Source organism: Baumannia cicadellinicola str. Hc (Homalodisca coagulata) (assembly GCF_000013185.1).
Classification (GTDB): Bacteria; Pseudomonadota; Gammaproteobacteria; order Enterobacterales; family Enterobacteriaceae; genus Baumannia; species Baumannia cicadellinicola_E.
In genome coordinates, this window is record NC_007984.1 from 386,470 (window position 1) to 411,795 (window position 25,326).

Below are 25,326 nucleotides of genomic sequence, written 5' to 3' on the forward strand. Positions count from 1 at the left end.
GGGCATTCGTTAATCAAACAATATGAAAGAGCAAATCAGTACTAATTTAAATATTCAAAGAATTATTTTGTATTCCTTTAATCTTACGCACATTACTTAGATTTTCATCAGAAATACCAGCTTCAAATTCGCCGCGAAAATATTTCAAAGCACTTTTTAGTGGTTCTATTGCCCCTGGAGCATGAGCACAGAAAGTTTTACCTGGAGCAAGTAACGTACATAATTGTTCAAGAATATTGATATCTTCAGGCTGTCCTTGTTTATCCTCTAGTGCACGTAATAACTTTACACTCCATGGCAAACCATCTCGGCATGGTGTACACCAACCACAGGATTCGCGAGCAAAAAATTCCTCAATATTACGTGTTAATGATACCATATTGATTTTATCATCTACAGCAATAGCTAATGCTGTCCCTAGACGGCTACCTGCTTGAATTAGATGTTCAAAATCCATTGGAATATCTAGGTAATCTGGCGTTAAAAATCCTGTACTTGCTCCACCTGGCTGCCAAGCTTTGAGCGTCATACCATCAGCAATACCACCAGCATAATCCTCTAATATTTCGCGAGCTGTGATCCCAAATGGTAGCTCCCATAAGCCTGGTTTTTTTACCCTTCCAGAAAAACCCATTAGCTTAGTACCGGTATCATTACTCATACCTTTATTTATACTTTTATACCATTTTAGGCCGTACTCTAATATTGCGGGAACATTACATAATGTTTCTACATTATTAACACACGTTGGTTTTCCCCACACTCCAATAGTAGCGGGAAAAGGCGGTTTCGAACGTGGAATAGCACGACGTCCCTCAAGCGAATTTAGTAGTGCCGTTTCTTCTCCACAGATATAACGTCCAGCACCTGTGTGTAAGAATAATTCTAAGTCAAACTCACTGCCTAAAATATTTTTCCCGAGTAATCCCGCTTTATTTGCTTCTATGATAGCGCGTTGTAGATTTGCTGCAGCATTTACATATTCACCACGTAAGAAAATATAACTACGATTAGCTCGAATGGCAAAAGCTGCTATAAGTATTCCTTCTATAAGTAAATGAGGTAGTTGTTCCATTAAAAGACGGTCTTTATAAGTACCAGGTTCCATCTCGTCAGCATTACATAATAGGTAGCGGATATTCTCCGAAGCATTTACAGAAATTAAACTCCATTTTATACCAGTATAAAAACCCGCCCCTCCGCGTCCTTTTAAGCCAGAATTTTTGATTAACGAAATAATTTCGTCTGGGGTCTGTTTAAGGGCCTTATGTGCGCCAACATAACCATTTTTGCTCTTATATTCATCGAGCCAGACTGGCTGATGGTCATCACGTAGACGCCAAGTTAAAGGACTAATTTCCGGTTGTCTAATAATTTTCATAGATATAGCTCCAATAACTGACAAATATTTTCAGCTGTAAGATGAACATAAGTATCATCATTAATCATCATGGTAGGTCCTTTATCGCAATTACCTAAACAGCATGTTGGTAATAAAGTAAAACGACCATCTGGAGTAGTCTTACCTGGTTTTATATTTAGACAATTTTCTAATTTTGTTTGTATAGTTTGATAACCTGTGATATAGCACACGACACTATTACAGTAGCGTATAACATGTCTACCTACTGGTTGACGAAAAATATTACTGTAAAAAGTTGCAACTTCTTCTACATCACTACCTGAAATACCTAAAGTATTAGCAATTGCTTGAATAGCACTATCAGGTACCCATCCGTATTGCTTCTGTACCATTTTTAGTGCTTCTATAGATACCGCACGTGCATCCTCGTATTTATTTTTTTCTTGTTGAATAGCCTGGTATAACTCAGGATTTAGTTTAAAATTTGTATCATTAGTCATATTGTATGATTGAGACATTATTAACGGTCTACATCTGACATAACAAAATCAATACTACCGAGATAGACGATTAAATCTGAAATTAGACTACCACGAATGACTGAAGGTATTTGCTGTAAATGTGGAAAACTTGGTGTCCGTATGCGGGTTCGATAACTCATCGTGTTACCATCACTAGTTAGGTAGTAGCTATTAATGCCTTTTGTAGCTTCTATCATTTGAAATGATTCATTAGCCGGTATAATAGGCCCCCAGGATACTTGTAAAAAGTGTGAAATAAGTGTTTCTATATGCTGTAATGTACGCTCTTTAGGTGGTGGTGTCGTTAAAGGATGATCTGCTTTAAAAGGTCCAGCTGGCATATTATGAAGGCATTGTTTAAGAATCCTGATACTCTGGCGTATTTCTTCTACTTTCAGCATCACACGGCTATAACAATCGCTAATTCCATTACCAACAGGAATTTCAAATTCAAAGTTATCATAACCTGAATATGGTCTCCATTTTCGTACATCAAAGTTAATACCAGTCGCGCGAAGCGCTGCTCCAGTAACACCCCACTCTAATGCTTCTTTAGCAGAATAAGAGGCTATACCTTCGGAACGACTACGTAGTATACTATTTTCTAGAGCTACTTTAACATAATGTTCTAATCTATTAGGTAACCAGTCGAGCAATTCTTTTAGTAACATGTTCCAGCCATGTGGTAAATCGTGAGCAACCCCACCAATACGAAACCAAGCAGGGTGCATGCGAGCACCGGTAATTGCTTCTACTACATTATAAATTTTTTGTCGGTCAGTAAATGCTAAAAAGATCGGCGTCATTCCGCCTACATCTTGGATGTAGGTGCTAATATATAAGAGATGACTATTGATACGGAATAGTTCAGATAACATTATTCTAATAACATTAACTCGATCTGGGACTACAATTCCAGCTAATTTTTCTACAGCTAGCACGTAAGGCATTTCATTTACGCAACCTCCAAGATATTCCACACGATCTGTATATGGAATATAGCTATGCCAAGATTGACGTTCGCTCATTTTTTCTACACCACGATGGTGGTAACCAATATCCGGGATACAATCTACTATTTCTTCACCATCTAATTGTAACACAATACGGAATGCGCCATGAGCTGATGGATGATTTGGTCCAAAATTAAGAAACATAAAATCATCTTTGTGATTACTATGTTTTATGCCCCACTTTTCAGGTTTAAAAGTAAGAGAATCCATTTCTAGCTCTTCTTTTTCTTTTGTGAGTACAAATGGATTAAACTCAGTAGCACGTGCGGGATAATCTTTACGTAGTGGATGTCCTACCCAACTAGGTGGCATAATGATACGAGTTAGATGTGGGTGACCGTGGAATATAATTCCAAACATATCCCATGTTTCTCGTTCATACCAGTTTGCATTAGAAAAAATATTTGTCGCTGTTGGAAGAGAGATATCTCCTTCTAATAGAGGAACTTTTAATATAATATCACTATTACTTTTTATAGATAGTAGGTGATAGAAAACGGTAAAATCCACTGCTGGTAAACCTTCACGATTATTTCGTAGGCGTTCATCAACACCATGTAAATCATAGAGCATTAGGTAAGAATTTGGCTTCTTCTTCAAAAAAATAAGAAAATCTAAAATTTGCTCACGTGTTACCCAAACTACAGGAACACCAATACGTGTTGATTGAATGGTGAAAGTTTCATTACCAAAATAGTTAATTAACTCATTGATAATTGGATCATCTCTATTATTTTGCTTGTGAGAAGCAGATAGGCAAATATTTTTATTCATTAATTTAATTATTATATTTAATTGCAAACGTTAATATATATATTAACGATGTAATGAGATAATCCTTAATTTTTTTGTTTTTTAATAGTAGTTCGTCTATCGAAGAAATTAAATTTCTTCAGGAGAACGTAGATAGGTCATTTTTGCGCGTTCATTATGTTTTCTTTTGCGTTCTGACTCCATGTTAGCACGATAGATACCTTGATCACCTACTATCCAAGATAACGGTCGCTGTTCTTTACCAATAGCTTCTTTTAATAAAAGAAGTGCCTGGATATATGCCTCAGGTCTCGGTGGACAACCAGGAATATATACATCTACTGGTAAAAATTTATCCACACCCTGTACTACTGAATATATATCATACATACCGCCTGAGTTAGCACATGATCCCATAGATATCACCCATTTTGGTTCTAACATTTGGTCATATAGACGCTTAATTACTGGGGCCATTTTGATAAATGGGGTACCAGCAATTACCATAAAATCTGCTTGACGTGGTGAAGCACGAATGACCTCAGAACCAAAACGAGCAACATCATGTACAGCGGTAAAAGATGTAGTCATTTCTACATAACAGCAAGAAAGCCCGAAATTATAGGGCCAGAGGGAATTACCTCGTCCCCATTTTACAATAGATTTTAAAATATGCTTTAATTTACCTAAATAAATATTACTATTAACATGCTGCTCTATTAAGAGAGTAGCACTATCATCTTCTTGCAACGATTTGCGATTCTCTTTAGAGTTTGATAAGATACGAGTAAGAGTATAGTTCATTTTAATTAATATCCATTATCATTAACGATTTCTTCCACTTTATTTACTAATGGATTTCGAACATCATGAATGATTAGGTGTCCATTTAAGTGCACCGATACGTACTAGATAAACAAGACCTGAGAGCAAGACGCTTACAAAAATTATTGCTTCGTAAAATCCTAACCATCCAGCTTCACGGATAACGCTTGACCAAGCGTATAGATAGAAAGCTTCAATATCAAAAAGAACAAAAAATATTGCTATTAAATAAAATTTAGCAGAAAGATGTAATTTAGGATTTCCTACTGGATTAATACCAGATTCAAAAGGTAGATCTCTCGAATATACCTTAATATGCTTACGTTCTCCTAGTAAAAAGCTAAGCGTTAGTATCAAGACACATAGTATTATAGCACTGATAATAAAGATAGCAAATGCCCAATATTGAGCACTAATTTCAGCGGTCATTTACGTTCTCTTAGTTATAGATAATAATATTTATTATAGCAATATAGAATAAATGTTAAAATTGAACTAATATAGTTTTTATTAAAACATAATTATTCTACTATCATATCACAAGATATGATGATAGTTTTTATTAGTTTCTACATACATAGAAATAAAGTTAACTAAATTAATTAAATTTAGTTTAATCAATTGAATAACATATTTAAATTTATCAGCATTAATTTCCTAATTAATAGGTACTTTTATGTCGAATAAGTTAGTGCTCGTTCTAAACTGTGGCAGTTCATCATTAAAATTTGCAATTATTAATCCTGTCAATGGTGAAAAACATCTCTTTGGTCAAGCAGAATGCTTAAATTTACCTAATGCACAAATCAAATGGAATCTAAATGGTATTCAATATGATACTGAACTAAGTTCAGGAAGTACGCATGATGAAGCACTTAATTTTATCGAAAAAAATATTTATAACCAACAACCAGAACTATTATCGCAATTAACCGCGATAGGACATCGTATTGTTCATGGCAGAGATTATTTTACGCAGTCAGTGATTATTAATGACGAGGTAATTAAAAAAATACAAGGATCTATTCCATTTGCTCCATTACATAATCCGGCCAACTTAATTGGTATCTATAAAGCAAAAAAATTTTTTCCAAAGCTTGCTAGTAAAAATGTAGCTGTTTTCGATACAGCATTTCATCAGACAATGCCAGAACAATCTTATCTTTATGCACTTCCTTATGATTTATATCAGAAAAATGGTATTCGCCGTTATGGCGCACATGGTATTAGTCACTATTATGTCACACACGAAGCTGCTAAGTTACTTAATAAACCAGTAGAAAAAATAAATTTAATTACTTGTCATTTAGGTAGTGGTGGATCTATCTCTGCTATTTATCACGGGCAATGTATTGATACTTCTATGGGCCTAACTCCACTCGAAGGATTAGTTATGGGTACTCGTAGCGGTGACATAGATCCAGCTATCATATTTCATATGTATGACATACTAGGAATGTCCATACAGCAAATCTATACTTTACTGACGAAAAAATCAGGTATTCTCGGTCTAACAGGTGTCACTAGTGACTGCCGCTATATAGAGGATAACTATATAGATAAAGAAGATGCACGGCGCACAATTAATGTATATTGTCACCGACTAGCAAAATATATTGGCGCCTATAGTACACTAATGGATGAAGTTTTAGATGCAGTAATTTTTACCGGTGGTATTGGTGAAAATGCTGCTATTGTACGTCAGCTTACGCTTAGCAAATTAACTTTGCTTGGTTTTCAAATTGATCAAAATAGAAATTTTGCGGCTCGATTTGGAACATCAGGAAAGATTACTACTGATAATAGTCGTCCGGCATTAGTGATACCTACTAATGAAGAATTGGTCATTGCTCAGGATACTGCACGTCTTACAGCATAAAAACGGAAGTAATTGCTTTTAAATATGTAACTACCGTTAAAAGAGGTTTTATTGTGTCTCGTACGATTATGTTAATACCTATTGATGCTAGAGTAGGTTTTACTAGTGTTAGCCTAGGTCTAATTTACGCTATAAAACAAAAAAACATGCGCTTTAGTGTTTTTCAACCAATTGCTCCTCAATCCTACTATGGAAAAGATAACCAAGACGTAATTACTCGTATAGTTTGTAATAAATATCATATCCCATATACTAAACCGCTATGTATAAATTATGTGGAATCATTATTAGCTGCTAATAAACAAGATATCTTAATGGAAGAAATTATTAGTAATTACTATTACAACAAAAAAGAAGCGGCACTTATATTAGTAATAGGACTAAAACCTACGCTTCAGTATCAATTTATTTATACTTTGAACTATCAAATAGCTAAAATGTTGGACGCTGAAATTATTTTAGTACTCTCACTAAGAGAATATTTACCAGATAAATTACAACAACTAATCAAATTAGCATTTGTAAAATTAGGTGGTAATCAAAATATTACTGGTATTATTATTAATAAATTGAATGCCCCAATATTAACATATTGTCATGCTAATATTGATATGAACGAACTATTTCATAATTCACTGAATACTAGCATTCATCATATTGATATACAAAGCTTATCTAAAAATAGCCCTCTACCAGTAATAGGTGCTATTCCTTGGAATATTGATTTAATCAATATCAGAGTAAGTGATATAGCTTCATACCTAAAGGCAACGATAATTAATCAAGGTAATATTCAAGCTCGTAGTATAAAATCAGTTACTTTTTGCACATGTAACCTAGCTAATATAATTAAGTATTTCCAACCAGATTCCATGCTTGTAACTTCAGTTGATCGTAATGAGGTGATAGTAGCTATTTGTTTAGCTGTAATGAATGGTGTAGAAATAGGAGCATTACTACTTACTAGTAGTAGTTATGAAATAGATCAACATATCTATCAGATATGCAAAAAAACTTTCCAGACTGGTTTACCTGTATTTGCTATACAGCAGAATATATTACAAACTATGTTAATTTTGCAACAGTTTCGACCAGAAATACCTATAGATAACTCTAGGCAATTAGAAAACTTGCAAAATTATATGGCAAGTTATATTAATCATACTTGGATTGAATCTATTACAACACAACGTACTGAACGTGGAATGCTTTTTTCACCACCAGCTTTTCGCTATCATATTACGGAACTAGCTCGTCAAGCAAATAAACGTATAGTACTACCAGAAGGTGATGAACCACGTACCATTAAAGCAGCCTCTCTTTGCGCAAAAAGAGGCATTGCACGTTGTGTACTACTAGGTAACCCTAGTAATATTCAGCAGATTGCCATATTAAATAGTATCGAATTAGGACAGGGTATTGAAATTATTGAACCAATAATAGCACGTGATAAATATGTAAAGCGCCTAGTTCAATTGCGTTATCATAAAGGTATGACTGAAGATATAGCTTATCAACAGCTTAAAGATAATGTAGTACTAGGTACCTTAATGCTTGAGCAAGACGAAGTAGATGGTTTAGTATCAGGAGCTATGCATACTACAGCTAATACTATTCGTCCACCACTACAATTAATTAAAACAGCTCCAGGCCATACTTTAGTTTCATCAGTATTTTTCATGTTACTACCAGAACAAGTATTAGTATATGGAGATTGCGCTATTAATATCAATCCAACAGCTCAACAACTAGCTGAAATAGCTATTCAGTCTGCTGACTCTGCTGCTACTTTAGGTATAGAACCTAAAGTAGCAATGATTTCATATTCTACTGGTGATTCTGGTGTAGGTAAAGACGTAGAAAAAGTCCGTCAAGCAACCTATTTAGCACAAGAAAAACGTCCAGACCTAATAATAGATGGACCCCTGCAATATGATGCAGCTGTCATGGCAGAAGTAGCCTTATATAAGGCACCGAAATCCCCTGTAGCAGGTCAAGCTACGGTATTTATTTTTCCAGATCTTAATACTGGTAATACTACCTACAAAGCAGTACAACGTTCAGCTAAGTTAATTTCTATTGGGCCAATACTACAAGGACTACGTAAACCTATTAATGATCTTTCACGTGGTGCACTTGTAGAAGATATTATCTATACTATTGCCTTAACTGCTATTCAATCTAAATAAAATATAAATTACTAAACATTATAATGCTAACTTAATATTTTCTACTGGTAAGCAACAACAAGGTAAAATTTCACCATGATGAACAAAAGCTAAAGGTTCTAAATTATATTTCACTTTACCGTCTATTAAGCGTAGACGACAAGTGCCGCAATAACCAGAACGACACTGAAACTCCACTGGAACTAGATGCATTTCTAAGGTATCTAATAAAGATTGATGTCTACTTTCGCAATTGAGCTGTATTTTCTTATTATTTCTTCTTCCCTGAAGAATAGTAACTATCATTTTATAGCTGGAAATCACTAAAATCATCGCTATTAACTTCAGAATTAATTTGTCCAACCAAATATGAACTAACTTCTACTTCCTGCGGAGCAACTTGAACGTTATCAGATACTAACCAGGAATTAATCCAGGGAATAGGGTTAGAACGTGTCGCAAATGGCAAATCTAAAAGAACTGCTTGCATACGTATGTTAGTTATATATTCAATATATTGGCATAAAATTTCTTCGTTTAAGCCAATCATAGAACCATCACGAAATAAATAACTAGCCCAATCTTTTTCTTGATTTGCGGCTTKTAGGAACAGGTGATAGCTATCATGCTGACATTCAAGTGCAATATCAGCCATTTCCGGGTCATCTTTACCCAAACGCATTAAATTTAGCATATGTTGTGTTCCAGCAAGATGTAAAGCTTCATCACGTGCAATAAGACGTATAATTTTCGCATTACCTTCCATTAGTTTACGTTCTGCAAAAGCAAAAGAACACGCAAAACTTACATAAAAACGTATTGCTTCCAGCGCATTAATGCTCATTAAACATAGATATAGTTTCTTCTTTAGTTCATGTTGATTAACAATGACTAATTTACCATTAATAGAATGATTACCTTCACCAAAAAGATGGAAATAACTAGTCATTTGAATTAAATCATCATAAAAAGCAGCAATATCTTTAGCTCTTTTTAAAATTTCTGTATTAGTTACAATATCATCAAATACTAACGAAGGATCGTTAACAATATTGCGTATAATATGTGTATAAGAGCGTGAGTGAATAGTTTCTGAAAATGCCCAAGTTTCAACCCATGTTTCTAGTTCTGGAATAGATATTAAAGGTAATAATGCTACATTAGGACTACGACCTTGAATAGAATCAAGTAAAGTTTGATACTTAATGTTACTAATGAAAATATGTTTTTCATGCTGAGGTAATGCTTGATAATCAATACGATCTAGAGAAATATCCACCTCTTCTGGCCGCCAAAAAAAAGACAATTGTTTTTCAATCAACTTTTCAAAGCTCTCGTATTTTTGTTGATCAAAACGTACTACATTAACGGACTGACCCAAAAACATGGGTTCCAATAGCTGGTTATTTTTCTTCGGAGAAAAAGTGGTGTAAACCATAGTTATTCCTGTTACATTAATATAGTAATTAAGATAATATTTTATGATGGTTAAATCTTACAGGCTTCACTTTCACAATCTTCTTGCTGTGTTACCTGTATATCTTCTTGTGTCTCTTTCGCACCATCGCGAGTATTTTGATAGTAGAGTGTCTTTATACCAAATTTATAAGCAGTTAGTAAATCTTTAAGCAATTGTTTCATTGGTACCTTACCATATGGGTAACGAGATGGATCATAGTTAGTATTAGCAGATATAGATTGATCAACAAACTTTTGCATAACGCCAACTAAGTGAAGATAACCATTATTGTTTGGCATATCCCATAAAAATTCATAAGCATTGTGTAAACGAACTGATTCTGGTACTACCTGACGTAGGATACCATTTTTTGATGCTTTGATGCTAACATGACCGCGAGGTGGTTCAATACCATTAGTTGCATTAGAAATCTGTGAAGAAGTTTCAGATGGCATCATTGCTGACAAGGTAGAGTTGCGTAAACCAGACTTTTTAATGTCTTTACGTAAAGATTCCCAATCGTAATGTAGCGGTTCACTAACGATACTATCTAAATCCTTTTTATATGTATCTATTGGTAAAATACCCTGCGCATAAGTTGTTTCATGAAACCATGGACATGCACCGCGCTCTTTAGCAAGCTTATTAGAAGCTTTTAGCAAGTAATATTGAATAGCTTCGAATGTACGATGGGTTAAATTATTAGCGCTACCATCAGAGTAACGTACACCGTTTTTAGCTAAATAGTAAGCATAATTAATCACACCAATCCCTAAAGGACGACGATTTAGAGCACCACGCTGTGCCGAAGTAAGAGGATAAGATTGATAATCTAATAATGCATCAAGGGCACGGACAGCAAGCATAGTAAGCTCTTCAAAATCATCTAGACTATTGATCGTACCTAGATTTAATGCAGAGAGAGTACATAAAGCAATCTCACCATTTTCTTCATTAATATCCTCAATTGGTTTTGTAGGTAATATAATTTCTAGGCATAGATTGGATTGTCTAATTGGTGCTACATTTACATCAAATGGGCTATGATTATTGCAGTGATCTACATGCTGAACATAAATTCTTCCAGTAGAAGCACGTTCTTGCATCATAAGTGAAAATAGTTCTACCGCTTTAATACTACGTTTCCTAATACTTACATCTTTTTCATACTGGCAATATAATTGCTCAAACTTATTTTGGTCTGCAAAGAAAGCATCATATAGTCCTGGTACATCTGATGGACTAAATAAGGTTATTTGGTCATTATTAACTAGTCGTTGATACATTAATTTATTAATTTGAACACCGTAATCCATGTAACGAACTCGGTTTGTCTCGATGCCACGGTTATTTTTTAATACCAATAGACTTTCTACCTCTAAATGCCACATAGGATAAAATAAAGTAGCTGCACCACCACGTACACCACCTTGTGAACAAGATTTCACAGCAGTCTGGAAATGTTTGTAAAAAGGAATACAACCCGTATGAAAAGCTTCACCACCACGAATTTGACTACCAATAGCACGAATTCTACCAGCATTAATACCAATACCAGCACGTCGGGATACATATTTCACTATTGCGCTAGATGTTGCATTGATTGAATTTAAGCTATCGCCGCACTCAATTAATACACAGGAGCTAAACTGACGGGTTGGCGTACGTACACCAGACATAATAGGTGTTGGTAAGGAAATTTTAAATGTTGATACTGCATCATAGAAACGCCTGATATAATCAAGACGGTTAGTACGTGGGTAACTAGAAAATAGACAAGCAGCAACTAGTATATATAGAAATTGGGCACTTTCATAAATTTCTCCAGTGACTCTATTCTGTACTAGATATTTTCCTTCTAACTGTTTTACTGCCGCGTAAGCAAAATCCATATCACGCCAATGATTAATAAATTTATCCATCTGAGTAAATTCTTCGAAACTATAGTCTTTTAGTAGATGTTGATCGTATTTACCCATCTTTACTAGACGCGAAACATGATCATATAAAGTTGGTGGTTCGAACGTACCATAAGCTTTTTTGCGGAGATGTAGCACTGCTAATCGTGCAGCTAGATATTGATAATCAGGAGCATCACGCGATATTAAATCAGCGGCTGCTTTAATTATTGTTTCATGGATATCAGAAGTTTTAATTCCATCATAAAATTGAATATGGGAACGTAATTCAACTTGCGAAACTGAAACATTCTCTAGTCCATCAGCAGCCCAATTTATTACTCGGTGGATTTTATCTAGATTTATGGGCTCTTTGCGTCCGTCGCGTTTAGTAACTAGCAGACTTTGGCTCATGCGACTTTTTACCTGTCTGTGTGGTCCTTATTAGTAGCAGATTAGAGGTAATGCCAGTATAAAACATTACCGATTATATAACTATTAATCAGATATTAACTCCATATCTAACAAGATAGTGATAAAAAGACTGTAATGCAAGCTAGTAATATTACTGTTTGCTATGTTAGTGATAACAATCATTAATCCATATGRTTATTAGCTTTACTATTAACCTTTTGGTTAATAATTAAGATTAGATGCAATAAAAAGAAAATTAAATTTCTTCGAAAGAGTAATCTAATTAAATATAGAATCTCTTATTAGAGATGATGTATTATCTTAATGGTTTACCTGAAAAAAGCTCATTGAGCATAGCTAAGAAATATAATGAAAAGATTATCTAATTTGTTTTATCTAAAAATATAAGCTACTAATGATAATAGTATTATTAATTTATAAAAAGCATAATTGATATGTAGGCCAAAGTATTTGAATCATATAAAATGATATAATATTTTCCACACTGTATTGTTGATGGAAGGATAGCTGTGCTATGAGCGAGCTTGCTAAAGCTAACAAAATACTGATACCAGTAAGTATAGAAGAAGAACTCAAGCGTTCTTATCTAGATTATGCTATGTCAGTAATTATAGGACGTGCATTACCAGATGTTAGAGATGGACTAAAACCAGTGCACCGTCGTGTTTTATTTGCTATGAGCATACTAGGTAATGATTGGAATAAACCTTATAAAAAATCTGCACGTATAGTAGGCGATGTCATTGGAAAATATCACCCACATAGTGATACAGCTGTTTATGATGCTATAGTACGTATGGCACAGACATTTTCTCTACGTTATATGTTAGTTGATGGTCAAGGTAATTTTGGTTCTATTGATGGAGATTCAGCTGCTGCAATGCGCTATACAGAAGTGCGTATGTCAAAAATTGCTCATGAATTGCTTATAGATCTAGAAAAAGATACTGTTAATTATGTTCCTAACTATGATAGTACTGAGCAAATTCCCGAAGTTATGCCAACTAGAATGCCAAATATATTAATTAATGGATCTTCTGGTATAGCGGTGGGGATGGCTACTAATATTCCTCCACATAATCTTTTTGAAATTATAGATGGGTGCTTAGCATATATTGATGATGATAAAATTAGTATCGAAGAATTAATGAAATATATTCCTGGTCCGGATTTTCCCACTGCAGCTATTATCAATGGTAAGCAAGGTATTGAAGAAGCATATCGGACAGGCCGTGGTAAAATATGTATTCGTGCACGAGCCATAGTAGAAGTAGAAGCAAATACTGGCCGTGAAATTATTGTTGTAAGTGAAATTCCTTATCAGGTTAATAAAGCTCGTCTAATAGAAAAAATAGCGGATCTTATTAAAGAAAAACGTATAGAAGGAATTAGTGTTTTACGTGATGAATCTGATAAAGATGGAATGCGTATTATTATTGGCATTAAACGTGATGCCGTCGCAGAAGTAGTACTTAATAATCTATATTCTATGACTCAATTACAGGTATCATTTAGTATCAATATGGTAGCGCTAAATAATGGGCAACCTAAGATTTTTTCGCTGAAAGAGATACTCTCAGCTTTTATTTGTCACCGACAGGATATAATTACTCGTAGGACTATTTTTGAATTACGTAAAGCTCGCGAGCGTGTTCATATTTTAGAAGCTTTGGTAGTTGCACAGGCAAACATCGAGTCTATCATTACCTTAACTCGTAATGCAAATACACCAGTAGAAGCTAAGGATAAATTATTAATTAGTGCTTGGAATCTAGGTACCATTGCATCTATGCAATGTCGTGAAGTTCATCATATGGTACGTCCAGAATGGTTAGAAGAAAAATATGGTATTCATGATGGGAGGTACTATTTAACCGAAAAGCAAGTACAAGCTATTCTTGATTTGCGCCTATATAATTTAACTAGCTTAGAATATTCTAAGCTTATGATAGAGCACAAAGAACTCTTAACTAAAATAGTTGATCTTCTTCGCATATTAAATGAACCAGAACGCCTCATGGAAGTTATTCGCGAAGAATTAAATTACATTCAAAAACAGTATAAAGATCCTCGTCGTACTGAAATTACAACTATATCATCCAATTTAGTAATAGAGGATATGATTAATAAGGAAAATGTTGTCGTAACTCTTTCTTACCAAGGTTACGTAAAATATCAACCCTTAAATGACTATGATGCGCAGAAACGAGGAGGAAAAGGAAAATCTGCAGTTAAGATGAAGGAAGAAGATTTTATCCATAGTTTACTCGTTGCTAATACCCACGATACTATCTTACTTTTCTCTAGCCGTGGTCGAATGTATTGGATGAAAGTATATCAACTACCAGCTGCTAGCCGCGGTTCACGTGGTCGGCCAATCGTAAATCTACTACCATTAGAAACTAATGAGCGTATTACTACTATTCTTCCAGTACGTCAGTACGAGGAAGGTTGCAATGTTTTCATGGCAACTGCTAGCGGTACTGTAAAGAAAACAGCTCTGATAGCATTTAGTCGTCCACGTAGCGCTGGTATTATAGCAGTTAATCTGCATGAAGGTGACGAGTTAATTGGAGTAAATGTAACTAATGGTAACAACGAAGTAATGTTATTTTCAGCGTATGGTAAAGTAGTACGTTTCCCCGAAACTCAGGTACGTAGTATGGGTCGTACGGCAACAGGTGTGCGAGGTATTAACCTCGCAGAAGGTGATAGAGTCGTTTCACTAATTATACCAAATATAGATGGTCATATCCTTACTGTAACTCAACATGGTTATGGTAAGCGAACAACCCAGAACGAATATCCTACTAAATCACGTGCAACTCAAGGTGTTATATCGATCAAAGCAAGTGAACGTAACGGTCAGGTTATAGGTGCTATTCAAGTTGATGAACATGATCAGATTATGCTTATTACTGATGCTGGCACTCTAGTACGTACTAGAGTTTCTGAAGTTAGTATCGTTGGGCGTAATACTCAAGGTATTACGCTGATTCGTACTGCTGAAAATGAGCATGTAGTTGGCCTACAACGTATAGCTGAACCTATTGACTAATAATATACAAGATATAATGAAGGAAGATATAAATGTTTGATATTCAAGATAATTTATTATCCTTAATTATCGATTTATTACCTATAAATAATATCATGCTTATTAGATAAATAAGCATTTAAAATACAATCTAATATTTGATGTCTTCTCGCAAATAAAAGAATATATTGCTTTCATCTATCTATATTAGATATTTTCACTAGAGCATAAATTTTTCTAAACAAATATCTTATTTTATATACTGTACATATTTAGATATGCTAAACCTAATTTAATTGTTTAGTTTTAAAACCTTAATTTGCTGCTCATCTAGAAGAGACATTTAAACATGGCGAAATTACGCGTAGGAATTATTTTTGGTGGTCAATCAGCAGAACATGAAGTTTCATTGCAATCAGCTAAAAATATAGTTGAAACAATAGATGAAAATAAATTTGAGGTAGTATTGTTTGGTATAGATAAAGAAGGACAGTGGCATATCAATAATAAGTTGAATTATTTAATCTACGGAGAAAACGAAACTTATATTGCACTTAATAAAAGCAATAAACATATTGCTATTATTCCTGGAAGGAAACATGATCAATTTATACAAATAGACATGCTAGAGCAATTAGTTCAGCTTGATGTAATATTTCCTATTGTACATGGAACTTTAGGCGAAGATGGAAATCTACAAGGATTATTGCGTATGGCCAATTTACCTTTCGTAGGCTCTACTGTGCTTGGTTCTGCAGTTAGCATGGATAAGGATATTGCTAAACGTCTATTACGTGATGCAGATCTAGAAGTAACGCCATCTATTACTTTAACTCGTATCAATCGTGAAAATTTTAGCTACGATCAAATTATTACTTATCTTGGTTCATCGTTGTTTGTTAAACCAGCAAATCAAGGTTCATCAGTTGGAGTTTCTAAAGTTATAAATAGAATTAGTTTTGATCAAGCACTAGCGCTAGCATTCTGTTTTGATGATAAAGTATTAGTTGAATCAGCGATTAACGGCCGTGAATTAGAGTGTGCAGTTTTAGGAAATCATGATCCACAAGCAAGCCTATGCGGTGAGATTGTATTAAGTGATAACTTTTATTCGTATGAAAAAAAATATCTAAATGAGCACGGTGCAGTAGTAGTAGTACCTGCGGCTATTAGTAAGGAAGTAAGTAATAACATACAAAAAATCGCAGTTCGTGCTTTCCAGGCACTAAACTGTACTGGTATGGCAAGAGTAGATGTTTTCTTAACCACGAATAATAAAGTATTAGTTAATGAAGTAAATACTTCTCCAGGTTTTACTAGCATTAGTATGTACCCTAAATTATGGCAAGCTAGTGGAATTAGTTATCCAGCACTAATAACCCGCTTAATAGAATTAGCTATCGAGCGTTATTATGCTGAACAGAAAAAAATTAGTCATAGAGATATATATAATAAAATAGATACAGGATCGGCATGAGAGGATTTGAACCTCCGACCACCGCCACCCCATGACGGTACGCTACCAAGCTGCGCTACATGCCGTGTAAATAAATTTTGGACTCAAATAAATAGTATAAATAAGATATAGCTAATCTGTGCTTCTTAAGAAGCTTTGTCTTAATAGGTCTAATCAATAAATTAGACTCTAATAAAATCTATATGAGTAATTTGGGGTTTAAATGGATGATGTTGTATTGCCCATACCTTTACTGTAAAAATTTTACCATTAATGACTAAAGCTAGTAGATCGTTATCTAAGCTTATTTGGTTTTTTATATGCATATATTTTGTTGAATCTAGTTCTATTGCTATAGGTTGTGTATTACCACCATAAAGTATAGCTGGCAGCTTACCGGCTATACGTAGGCGATTACTTGCCCTGGTACCTGTTTTTTTACGGTTTTCAGCTTGAAGAGTTAACATATTATATAATCAACTATTGTATATTACTATGGTAATTAAGTCTAATATAGACTAGACGAAATTATCAAGCAGAAATACATATTTGTAAATTTAGTATTAATCAGCTAAATAATCTTAATGGATAAAATGAATTTATTTTAGATTATTTAGTAGCTCATGTAACGAGCAAATTGTTAGTATGCGACGTCCTTCATAATATGAATGATTCCAATAATTATCATTTAGGTTAGAAATGATAATACCACTGCTAGAAGATGCATGTAAAAATATATCATAGCTAATATACATTCCTATATGACGGCCAGTAGCATGATTATAAAATAATACTAAATCACCTGGTAGCAGGTTATTTCGTTGAACTGTGACACCTATTGCTTTCTGATATTGAGTAGTACGTGGTAAATTAATACCAAACTGTTCCCTGAACGTATTTTGCACAAAAGCAGAGCAATCTATACCACTTTTATCAAGTCCTCCTAACTTGAATGTTACACCTTTCCAGTTAATATATTGATTAAGTATCTGAGATTTAATTTCTAAGAACTTTAATATTTCTTCAACTACTAATAGTTTTTGACTATTAGTAGTTAACAATTGTCTATTGTTCGTTACTTGATAGTAACATGGATAATGATGCTGATTACTACAGGTAGACAAAAAAAATATTAATATTAGGATATGTTTGTGAACAAACTGATATTTAAGCATTTGCAGAAACAAATATATTGAATGAATATTAGTAACATTTTTTTTAAAATACCATATTCGTAGTAGTTGATGCAGTTGCCATTCTTTTTAGCCAAATTATTTCCTGTGACCAAATAGTAGGGTTAATTGTTTCTAAAATAATCGGAATATTATTGAAACGGTTATCAGCCATAATCCAATTAAATGCTGTATATCCTATTTTACCTTGACCCAAGCTTTGGTGGCGATCAATTCTGCTCCCACAAGAAGTTTTAGTATCGTTTAAATGTAAACCACGTAGGTATTTAAAACCTATAGTATCTGCAAACTGCTTAAAAGTAGCAATACAACTCTGTTCTGTACGTAAATCATAACCTGCTGCAAAAGCATGACAGGTATCAATACAAACCCCAATACGACTTTTATCATCTACTTGCCTTATAATTTCCGCTAGTTGTTCAAACCTAAAACCCATATTGCTACCTTGGCCAGCAGTATTTTCAACTACGGCTGTAACGCCTGTAGTTTTCTCTAGTGCAATATTAATCGAATCAGCTATACGAGTAATACTATTATCTTCGTCTATTTGTTGTAAATGACTACCTGGATGGAAGTTAAGCAGACTAAGACCTAATTTTTCACAACGGTGTAGTTCTTCAATAAAAGCTATCCTTGACTGTTTTAGTTTATCTTTAATTGGATGGCTTAGGTTAATAAGATAGCTATTATGAGGTAAAATTTGTGCTGTAGTATAATTATATTTGTTACAGGCAACACGGAAATTCTTGATTAAATTAATCGTTAGTGTAGATGCTTTCCACTGAAGCTGATTTTTGGTAAAAAGAGCAAAAGCATTAGCATGTAATGCATGAGCACGTATAACAGCTTTATCTATACCACCATTTATACTAACATGTGCACCAATCCACTTTTTTGCGCTCATTTCTTTATATCCTATATACTTTGATAAGTAAGGCTTAATAATTAAGCTTATTACTATTTATCTTGCTTATGTTTGCTTATTAGTGATAAATATCTTAATTATGTTAGTTATTAATAACTTTTATCTTTGATAATGTAAATTATTTAAAATATATGTTAGAACAAAAGATTGATCAGCATACTAATGTCTTACGTCGTGAACTAAAAACACGTCATCTTACTATGATTACAATAGGTGGTTCTATCGGGACTGGTTTGTTTGTTGCTTCAGGTGCTTCAATATCACAAGCTGGTCCTGGTGGTGCATTACTATTATATATAGTAATAGGTCTTATGGTTTATTTTCTAATGACTAGTCTAGGTGAGCTAACTGCTTACATGCCTGTATCTGGTTCTTTTGTTACTTATGGTAACCTTTACGTAGAAGAAGGCTTTGGTTTTGCATTAGGTTGGAACTACTGGTATAATTGGGCAGTAACTATTGCTGTAGATCTTGTAGCAGCACAAATTGCCATGAGTTACTGGTTTCCAACAACACCAGGTTGGGTTTGGAGTATATTATTTATAAGTATTATCTTCCTACTTAATGTTATTTCAGTAAAAGGTTTTGGTGAAGCTGAATACTGTTTCTCACTCATTAAAGTAGCTACCGTTTTTATGTTTATTGTTGTTGGGATACTTATGATACTTGGTGTATTGTATGGAGGTGCACCAACCTATTGGTATAACTGGCAAGTTGGTGATGCGCCTTTCGTTGGTGGTTTTACTGCAATAATAAATGTAGCTATGATCGTTGGTTTTTCCTTTCAAGGGACGGAGATAATTGGTATAGCTATTGGTGAGTCAGTCAATCCTAGTGCAAATATTCCACGTACTATGCGGCAAGTGTTCTGGCGAATTTTATTCTTTTATGTCCTATCAATATTCATTATTGGTTTTTTGATTCCATATGATAGTGCGGCTTTATTACAAGAAGATATAAATAAAATCACTATCAGCCCATTCACTTTAGTATTTCGTAATGCTGGGCAGTTTTCAGTAGCAACAATAATGAATATTGTTATTCTTACTGCCGTATTATCAGCAGGTAACTCAGGTATGTATGCCTCAACACGTATGCTGTACACTTTAGCACGAGAAGGTCAAGCTCCTAATATTTTCGCCCGTTTATCGAAAAGAGGGATACCGTGTAATGCGTTGTATATGACAACAATTATGGCAGCATTGTGTTTTCTTTCAGCAATATATAGTAATCAAAAAGTTTATTTGTGGCTGCTGAATATTTCAGGAACTACTGGTTTTATTGCTTGGTTAGGTATAGCTATTAGCCATTATCGTTTTCGCCGTGGTTTAAAAAAACAGGGATATAGCTTGAATAGTTTACCGTATCGCGCTGGATTATTTCCGTTTGGACCTATTTTTGCTTTTAGTCTATGCATAGTAATTATTTTAGGCCAAAATTATCAAAACTTTCTTGCAGAAAGTCTTAATTGGAACAGTATTATTACTACTTATATTGGTATTATATTATTTCTTTTAATTTGGTTTAGTTATAAATGGTATCATGGTAGTAGCTTAGTACGTTATGATCAGATGATTTTTAAAAAAAATTTAACTAAAAATACTTATTAAGTAAGTAATAATTAATGAAGATCAGAGAAATATATGTAAAACAATTTAATTAATTACTTATTCTTTAGCTATTTAATAGAGTTAAAAGTATCTAAATACTTGCAATTATTTGCTGGTCTACTGGAGGTAGATAAATAAATTACATGGTCATACTTACAAAAGAAGCATCGATGGTACGTCAGGCGCTACTAGCAAATGGACTAGAACCTTTCCTACGAGGAGAGGAAAGACTAGGTATAGAAGCACGTAAACGTCGTATTGCTGCACATATGAAGAAAATTATGACGTTACTCAACTTAGATTTAGCGGATGATAGTTTAGCAAAAACACCCTATCGTATTGCTTACATGTATATAGAAGAAATATTTCCTGGCTTAGATTATGCTAATTTTCCACAAATTACCCTAATATCGAATAAAATGAAAGCTGATGAAATGGTTACAGTACGTAATATAACTCTTACTAGTACTTGTGAACATCACTTTTTGATGATTGATGGTAAAGCTACCGTTTCTTATATACCAAAAAGTAACGTAATAGGTCTATCTAAGATTAACCGTATAGTTCGTTTTTTTGCACAGCGTCCACAAGTTCAAGAACGACTTACACAACAAATTTTATTAGCATTACAAACTATTTTAGGTACAAATAATGTAGCAGTATCTATATATGCTGTTCATTATTGCGTAAAAGCACGTGGTATTTGTGATAGTACGAGTACTACTACTACTACTTCATTAGGAGGAATATTTAAATCCAGCCAAAATACACGCCAGGAATTTTTGCGTACTATTAATCAAACATAATAATTAATTTATACCATCCTTTTATAAGGTTAATCTTGATCAATTCTGCTTGCAACAGCTCCCTGTTGGTAGCAATATTTAGCACTCTCACGTTTATGATATGGACGTGATGCTGGTCCACTGAGTAGTTCAAAGCTTAGTGCGGCAATTAACATACCTGGACGTAGTCCTAGTGGTAACTTACCAGCATTATAAATTTCTAGTACAATTTTTCCTTGCCATCCAGGATCAATTCGTTGTGCAGTGATATGCACCATTAGTCCAAGCCTTGCTAAGGAAGAACGACCATCTAGCCAACCAATTAAGTTATTAGGTAGTGTAATTGACTCCATAGTTACTGCTAAGGCTAGTTCTCCAGGATGAAGAAAAAATGTATCGTCTTCAGTTAATTGGATTTCATTACTCATAATGAGATTTATAGCATCAGTTACATTTTTTTTCGGTCCACTTAAATCAACAAATGCTGTAGTATGACCGCGAAAAACCCTAAATTTATCGCCTAAAAGTATATCTACACTAGCACCGTTAATTCTTTCTATTGGTGGCCGTGGAATAATATCTAGTTTTTCTTCATCCATCCATAGTTCTATATCACTATCACATAATATCATGGTATATTTTCTCTATGCATAGTATAAATAGCATAACAAGAATATGATTAATCTTAGTAACAATTTGTTAGATTATCATAAAACTTAATTATGATAATATTTTATATTCGTCGTGATAGTAATACGTAGGCTTATTTATCTTATCTTAATAAGCTATTATATGTTTTAATTTTGTTACAAATATAAATAATAATGATACAAGTAGCCTCTAAAATTTTAGTAACCTGTGCATTACCATACGCTAATGGTTCTCTCCATCTAGGCCATATGTTAGAACATATTCAAGCTGATATTTGGGTGCGTTATCAGCGAATCCGTGGTAAACAAGTGTATTTTATTTGTGCTGATGATGCACATGGGACACCTATTATGCTGAAAGCAAAGCAATCAGGTATTACACCGGAAGCTATGATAAATAAAATTAATCAAGAACATCAGACTGATTTAGCGCAGTTTGAAATTAGCTATGATAATTATTACTCAACTCATAGTGATGAAAATCGTGAATTGGTCATATCTATCTATAATACACTAAAAGAAAATGGCTTAATCAAAAAGCGCATGATTTCTCAGTTATATGATCCCATACATAATATATTTTTACCTGATCGTTTTGTAAAAGGATACTGTCCAAGATGTAAATTACCAGATCAGTATGGTGATAACTGTGAAATATGTGGTGCTACTTATCATCCCACTGATCTCATTGATCCAAAGTCAACGTTATCTGGTGTAACACCAGTAATTTCAAAGTCAAAGCATCTATTTTTTGATTTACCGGTTTTCAGTGAAGTACTACGGGCATGGACCCGTTCTGGTGCACTACAAGAGCAAGTTGCTAATAAAATGCAGGAATGGTTCGATATGGGATTACAACAATGGGATATTTCCCGAGATGCACCCTATTTTGGTTTTGAAGTCCCAGATACACCTGGTAAATATTTTTATGTTTGGTTAGATGCACCTATCGGCTATATAGGTGCATTTAAAAATCTATGTAACAAACGTAATGATATTATTTTCGATGAATTTTGGCACCTGAGTTCTAAGGCCGACCTATATCATTTTATAGGTAAAGACATTACATATTTTCACGGTATTTTCTGGCCTGCTATACTAGAAGGTAGTAAGTTACGTAAACCAACTAATTTATTCGTTCATGGTTATGTCACAATAAATGGGGCCAAAATGTCTAAATCACGGGGTACGTTGATTAAAGCTAGTACTTATCTTGCTCATTTAGACGCTAGCTATCTACGTTATTACTATGCAACAAAACTTTCATCAGATATTAATGATATCGATCTTAATTTCAATGATTTCGTTAACAGAGTAAATGCAGATATTATCAATAAAGTTATTAACTTAGCAGCACGGAATGCTAGTTTCATACAAAAATATTTTGATAATAAGCTGTCTGCTACCATTGAAGATCAGTATTTATATGATTACTTTGTTACAGCCTCAGTATCTATTGGTGAAGCATTTAATAATCGCGAAACTAGCCGTGCTATTCGTGAAATTATGATACTCGCAGATCGAGCTAATGTTTATATTCATAAAAAAGAACCATGGGTAGTAGCTAAAAATAAGTACTATCAGCAAGATTTACATAATATTTGCTCGATGGGTATTAATTTATTCCGCTTATTAATGACTTATCTACAACCAGTATTACCAAATTTAGCTATACAAGCAGAAGCATTTTTAAATACTAAGCTTAATTGGGATTCAATGGTTATACCATTAACAAATCATAAAATTTCTCCATTTAAAACCTTACTTCAGCGTATTACACTTAGTCAAGTAAAAGCTATGATAGATGCTACACATTAATATCAATATATACTCTATTTTAGAGTTACGTTAGCCATTCAGTATGGAAAATACCCTCTTTATCGATACGCTTATAGGTATGTGCTCCAAAGTAATCACGCTGTGCTTGAATTAAATTAGCTGGCAACATCAGCGAACGGTAACTATCGTAGTAGGTAATAGCTGCAGATAAAGTTGGTACTGGAATACCATTATGAATAGCATGAGTCACAACTTCACGTAAAGCCTGATGATAATCATTAGCCTTTGCTTTGAAATAAGGTGATAATAAAAGATTAGTAATAAAAGTATTTTGGGTGTAAGCATCAGTTATGTTCTGTAAGAACTGGGCACGAATAATACATCCAGAACGGAATATTTTAGCAATATCGCCATAATTTAGATTCCAGTTAAATTTAGCTGATGCAGCTTTGAGCTGCGAAAAACCTTGAGCATAAGAAATGATTTTACCTAAATATAGTGCTCGACGCATATTTTCAATAAATGCTGGTTTATCAATACTGAAGTATTTTGTTGTTGGGCCTTTGAGTACTTTACTAGCACAAATTCTCTGCTGTTTTAACGATGATAAATACCGGGCAAAAACCGCAGTAGTAATTAAGTTTAGTGGTTCTCCTAGATCTAGTGCACTTTGGCTAGTCCATTTACCTGTCTCTTTATGAGTAGCTTCATCGGCGATAACATCGATCAAATATTTACCTGTGATATCTTTCTGAGTAAAGATCTTATGGGTAATATCCATAAGATAGCTACTTAACTCACCTTGATTCCACTCGTAAAAAATATTTGCTAATTCATCATTATTCATACCAAGTATTATTTTTAATAAAGCATAAGTTTCTGCAATAAGTTGCATATCGCCATATTCAATACCGTTATGAACCATTTTTACATAGTGTCCGGAACCATCAGGACCAATATAAGCAACACATGCTTCACCATTAGCACGAGCAGCAATTGTTTCGAAAATAGGTGATATAAAATTATAAGCTTCTTTCTGACCACCAGGCATAATTGAAGGTCCTTTCAGTGCACCTTCTTCGCCACCAGAAATACCTGTGCCTATGAAATAAAAACCATCTTTTGATAGCTCTTGGTTTCTACGTATAGTATCATGATAAAAAGAATTACCACCGTCAATCAGAATATCTCCTTTATCGATAAAGGATTTTAGTGCATTAATTGTTTGATCTGTTGCTTCTCCTGCTTTTACCATTAACAAAATACGACGTGGTTTTTCTAGTGAATTAATAAATTCTCTGAGTGAAAAATAAGGAAAAAGATTAATCCCAGGATTTTCTGCCATGACATGTTCAGTTTTTTCTCGTGAACGATTAAAAATCGATACCCGAAAGCCATTTTTTGCCATATTAAGTGCTAAATTACGCCCCATTACCGCCATACCAACTACACCAATCTGTTGTCTTAGCATTAAGAGACTCCTATTTATTTCCACTTTTACATAAAAAGATCAGTAATTTAATGAAATTAGTTGGAAGATAATCTTCCGTAATTATTGATAAATTATCAAAAAGTTT

Annotated in this window: 19 protein-coding genes, 1 tRNA gene and 1 pseudogene; 7 read left to right on the forward strand and 14 right to left on the reverse strand. The window is 33.9% G+C overall.

The annotated features are described in order from the left end of the window. Positions 1 to 46: 46 nt before the first annotated feature. The 5 genes from nuoF to ndhC form a co-directional block, all read right to left on the reverse strand. Positions 47 to 1,381, reverse strand: coding sequence for an NADH-quinone oxidoreductase subunit NuoF (nuoF, locus tag BCI_RS01865; RefSeq protein ID WP_011520554.1), 1,335 nt, complete (start codon positions 1,379 to 1,381; stop codon positions 47 to 49). After that, the gene (nuoE, locus tag BCI_RS01870; protein WP_260085980.1) at positions 1,378 to 1,863 is read right to left on the reverse strand and encodes an NADH-quinone oxidoreductase subunit NuoE; all 486 of its coding nucleotides are present in this window, start codon (positions 1,861 to 1,863) and stop codon (positions 1,378 to 1,380) included. The genes nuoF and nuoE overlap by 4 nt, the downstream gene beginning before the upstream one ends. 20 nt (positions 1,864 to 1,883) lie before the next feature. After that, on the reverse strand, positions 1,884 to 3,671 hold the full coding sequence (nuoC, locus tag BCI_RS01875) for an NADH-quinone oxidoreductase subunit C/D (protein WP_011520556.1): 1,788 nt from the start codon (positions 3,669 to 3,671) through the stop codon (positions 1,884 to 1,886). Positions 3,672 to 3,779: 108 nt separating this feature from the next. Then, positions 3,780 to 4,454, reverse strand: a complete 675-nt coding sequence (locus tag BCI_RS01880; RefSeq protein WP_011520557.1) for a NuoB/complex I 20 kDa subunit family protein — start codon at positions 4,452 to 4,454, stop codon at positions 3,780 to 3,782. Positions 4,455 to 4,517: 63 nt separating this feature from the next. Beyond that, the gene (ndhC, locus tag BCI_RS01885) at positions 4,518 to 4,904 is read right to left on the reverse strand and encodes an NADH-quinone oxidoreductase subunit A (RefSeq protein WP_011520558.1); all 387 of its coding nucleotides are present in this window, start codon (positions 4,902 to 4,904) and stop codon (positions 4,518 to 4,520) included. Between the two features lie 247 nt (positions 4,905 to 5,151). Here ndhC and BCI_RS01890 point away from each other — a divergent pair, with 247 nt between their 5' ends. After that, entirely contained in the window at positions 5,152 to 6,354 is a 1,203-nt protein-coding gene (locus BCI_RS01890; RefSeq protein ID WP_011520559.1) for an acetate kinase, read from the forward strand. A gap of 53 nt (positions 6,355 to 6,407) precedes the next feature. Further along, positions 6,408 to 8,543 carry a phosphate acetyltransferase gene (pta, locus tag BCI_RS01895; RefSeq protein ID WP_011520560.1) on the forward strand — a complete coding sequence of 712 codons (2,136 nt, stop codon included), beginning with the start codon at positions 6,408 to 6,410 and terminating at the stop codon, positions 8,541 to 8,543. Between the two features lie 18 nt (positions 8,544 to 8,561). Here the strand turns inward: pta and yfaE are convergent, their stop codons facing one another. From yfaE to nrdA, 3 genes are read right to left on the reverse strand one after another with little or no spacing between them, the layout of a single operon-like run. After that, on the reverse strand, positions 8,562 to 8,828 hold the full coding sequence (gene yfaE / locus BCI_RS01900) for a class I ribonucleotide reductase maintenance protein YfaE (protein ID WP_011520561.1): 267 nt from the start codon (positions 8,826 to 8,828) through the stop codon (positions 8,562 to 8,564). A 1-nt stretch (position 8,829) separates the two neighbouring features. Next, positions 8,830 to 9,960 carry a class Ia ribonucleoside-diphosphate reductase subunit beta gene (gene nrdB / locus BCI_RS01905; RefSeq protein ID WP_011520562.1) on the reverse strand — a complete coding sequence of 377 codons (1,131 nt, stop codon included), beginning with the start codon at positions 9,958 to 9,960 and terminating at the stop codon, positions 8,830 to 8,832. A gap of 50 nt (positions 9,961 to 10,010) precedes the next feature. Next, entirely contained in the window at positions 10,011 to 12,293 is a 2,283-nt protein-coding gene (gene nrdA / locus BCI_RS01910) for a class 1a ribonucleoside-diphosphate reductase subunit alpha (protein ID WP_011520563.1), read from the reverse strand. Between the two features lie 535 nt (positions 12,294 to 12,828). Here nrdA and gyrA point away from each other — a divergent pair. Further along, complete coding sequence (gene gyrA, locus BCI_RS01915; RefSeq protein ID WP_011520564.1) at positions 12,829 to 15,372, forward strand: DNA topoisomerase (ATP-hydrolyzing) subunit A; 2,544 nt, start codon at positions 12,829 to 12,831, stop codon at positions 15,370 to 15,372. Between the two features lie 328 nt (positions 15,373 to 15,700). Then, a complete protein-coding gene (gene ddlA / locus BCI_RS03295; protein WP_011520565.1) occupies positions 15,701 to 16,828 on the forward strand; it encodes a D-alanine--D-alanine ligase in 1,128 nt (375 codons plus the stop codon). Here ddlA and BCI_RS01930 read toward each other — a convergent pair. The 4 genes from BCI_RS01930 to nfo all read right to left on the reverse strand — a co-directional run bounded on the left by BCI_RS01930 (position 16,820) and on the right by nfo (position 18,904). Next, positions 16,820 to 16,893: transfer RNA gene (locus tag BCI_RS01930), tRNA-Pro, on the reverse strand. The genes ddlA and BCI_RS01930 overlap by 9 nt on opposite strands. Positions 16,894 to 16,989: 96 nt before the next feature. Continuing rightward, entirely contained in the window at positions 16,990 to 17,274 is a 285-nt protein-coding gene (gene rplY / locus BCI_RS01935) for a 50S ribosomal protein L25 (RefSeq protein WP_011520566.1), read from the reverse strand. A 132-nt stretch (positions 17,275 to 17,406) separates the two neighbouring features. After that, entirely contained in the window at positions 17,407 to 17,982 is a 576-nt protein-coding gene (gene mepS, locus BCI_RS01940) for a bifunctional murein DD-endopeptidase/murein LD-carboxypeptidase (protein ID WP_081425153.1), read from the reverse strand. Between the two features lie 43 nt (positions 17,983 to 18,025). Next, positions 18,026 to 18,904 (reverse strand): deoxyribonuclease IV, encoded by an 879-nt coding sequence (nfo, locus tag BCI_RS01945; RefSeq protein WP_011520568.1) that lies wholly within the window; start codon positions 18,902 to 18,904, stop codon positions 18,026 to 18,028. 152 nt (positions 18,905 to 19,056) lie between these two features. Between nfo and BCI_RS01950 the strand changes: the two genes are divergently transcribed. Continuing rightward, positions 19,057 to 20,535, forward strand: coding sequence for an amino acid permease (locus BCI_RS01950; RefSeq protein ID WP_011520569.1), 1,479 nt, complete (start codon positions 19,057 to 19,059; stop codon positions 20,533 to 20,535). Between the two features lie 143 nt (positions 20,536 to 20,678). Next, on the forward strand, positions 20,679 to 21,341 hold the full coding sequence (gene folE / locus BCI_RS01955; RefSeq protein ID WP_011520570.1) for a GTP cyclohydrolase I FolE: 663 nt from the start codon (positions 20,679 to 20,681) through the stop codon (positions 21,339 to 21,341). 29 nt (positions 21,342 to 21,370) lie between these two features. Here folE and dcd read toward each other — a convergent pair whose 3' ends face one another. Beyond that, complete coding sequence (dcd, locus tag BCI_RS01960; protein WP_011520571.1) at positions 21,371 to 21,952, reverse strand: dCTP deaminase; 582 nt, start codon at positions 21,950 to 21,952, stop codon at positions 21,371 to 21,373. 192 nt (positions 21,953 to 22,144) lie between these two features. Between dcd and metG the strand changes: the two are divergent. Then, positions 22,145 to 23,782, forward strand: a pseudogene (metG, locus tag BCI_RS01965) (methionine--tRNA ligase); the annotation flags it as partial. A gap of 31 nt (positions 23,783 to 23,813) precedes the next feature. On the opposite strand, the gene gndA reads toward metG, so the two are convergent. Continuing rightward, positions 23,814 to 25,220 carry an NADP-dependent phosphogluconate dehydrogenase gene (gene gndA, locus BCI_RS01970; protein ID WP_011520573.1) on the reverse strand — a complete coding sequence of 469 codons (1,407 nt, stop codon included), beginning with the start codon at positions 25,218 to 25,220 and terminating at the stop codon, positions 23,814 to 23,816. Between the last annotated feature and the right edge of the window lie 106 nt (positions 25,221 to 25,326).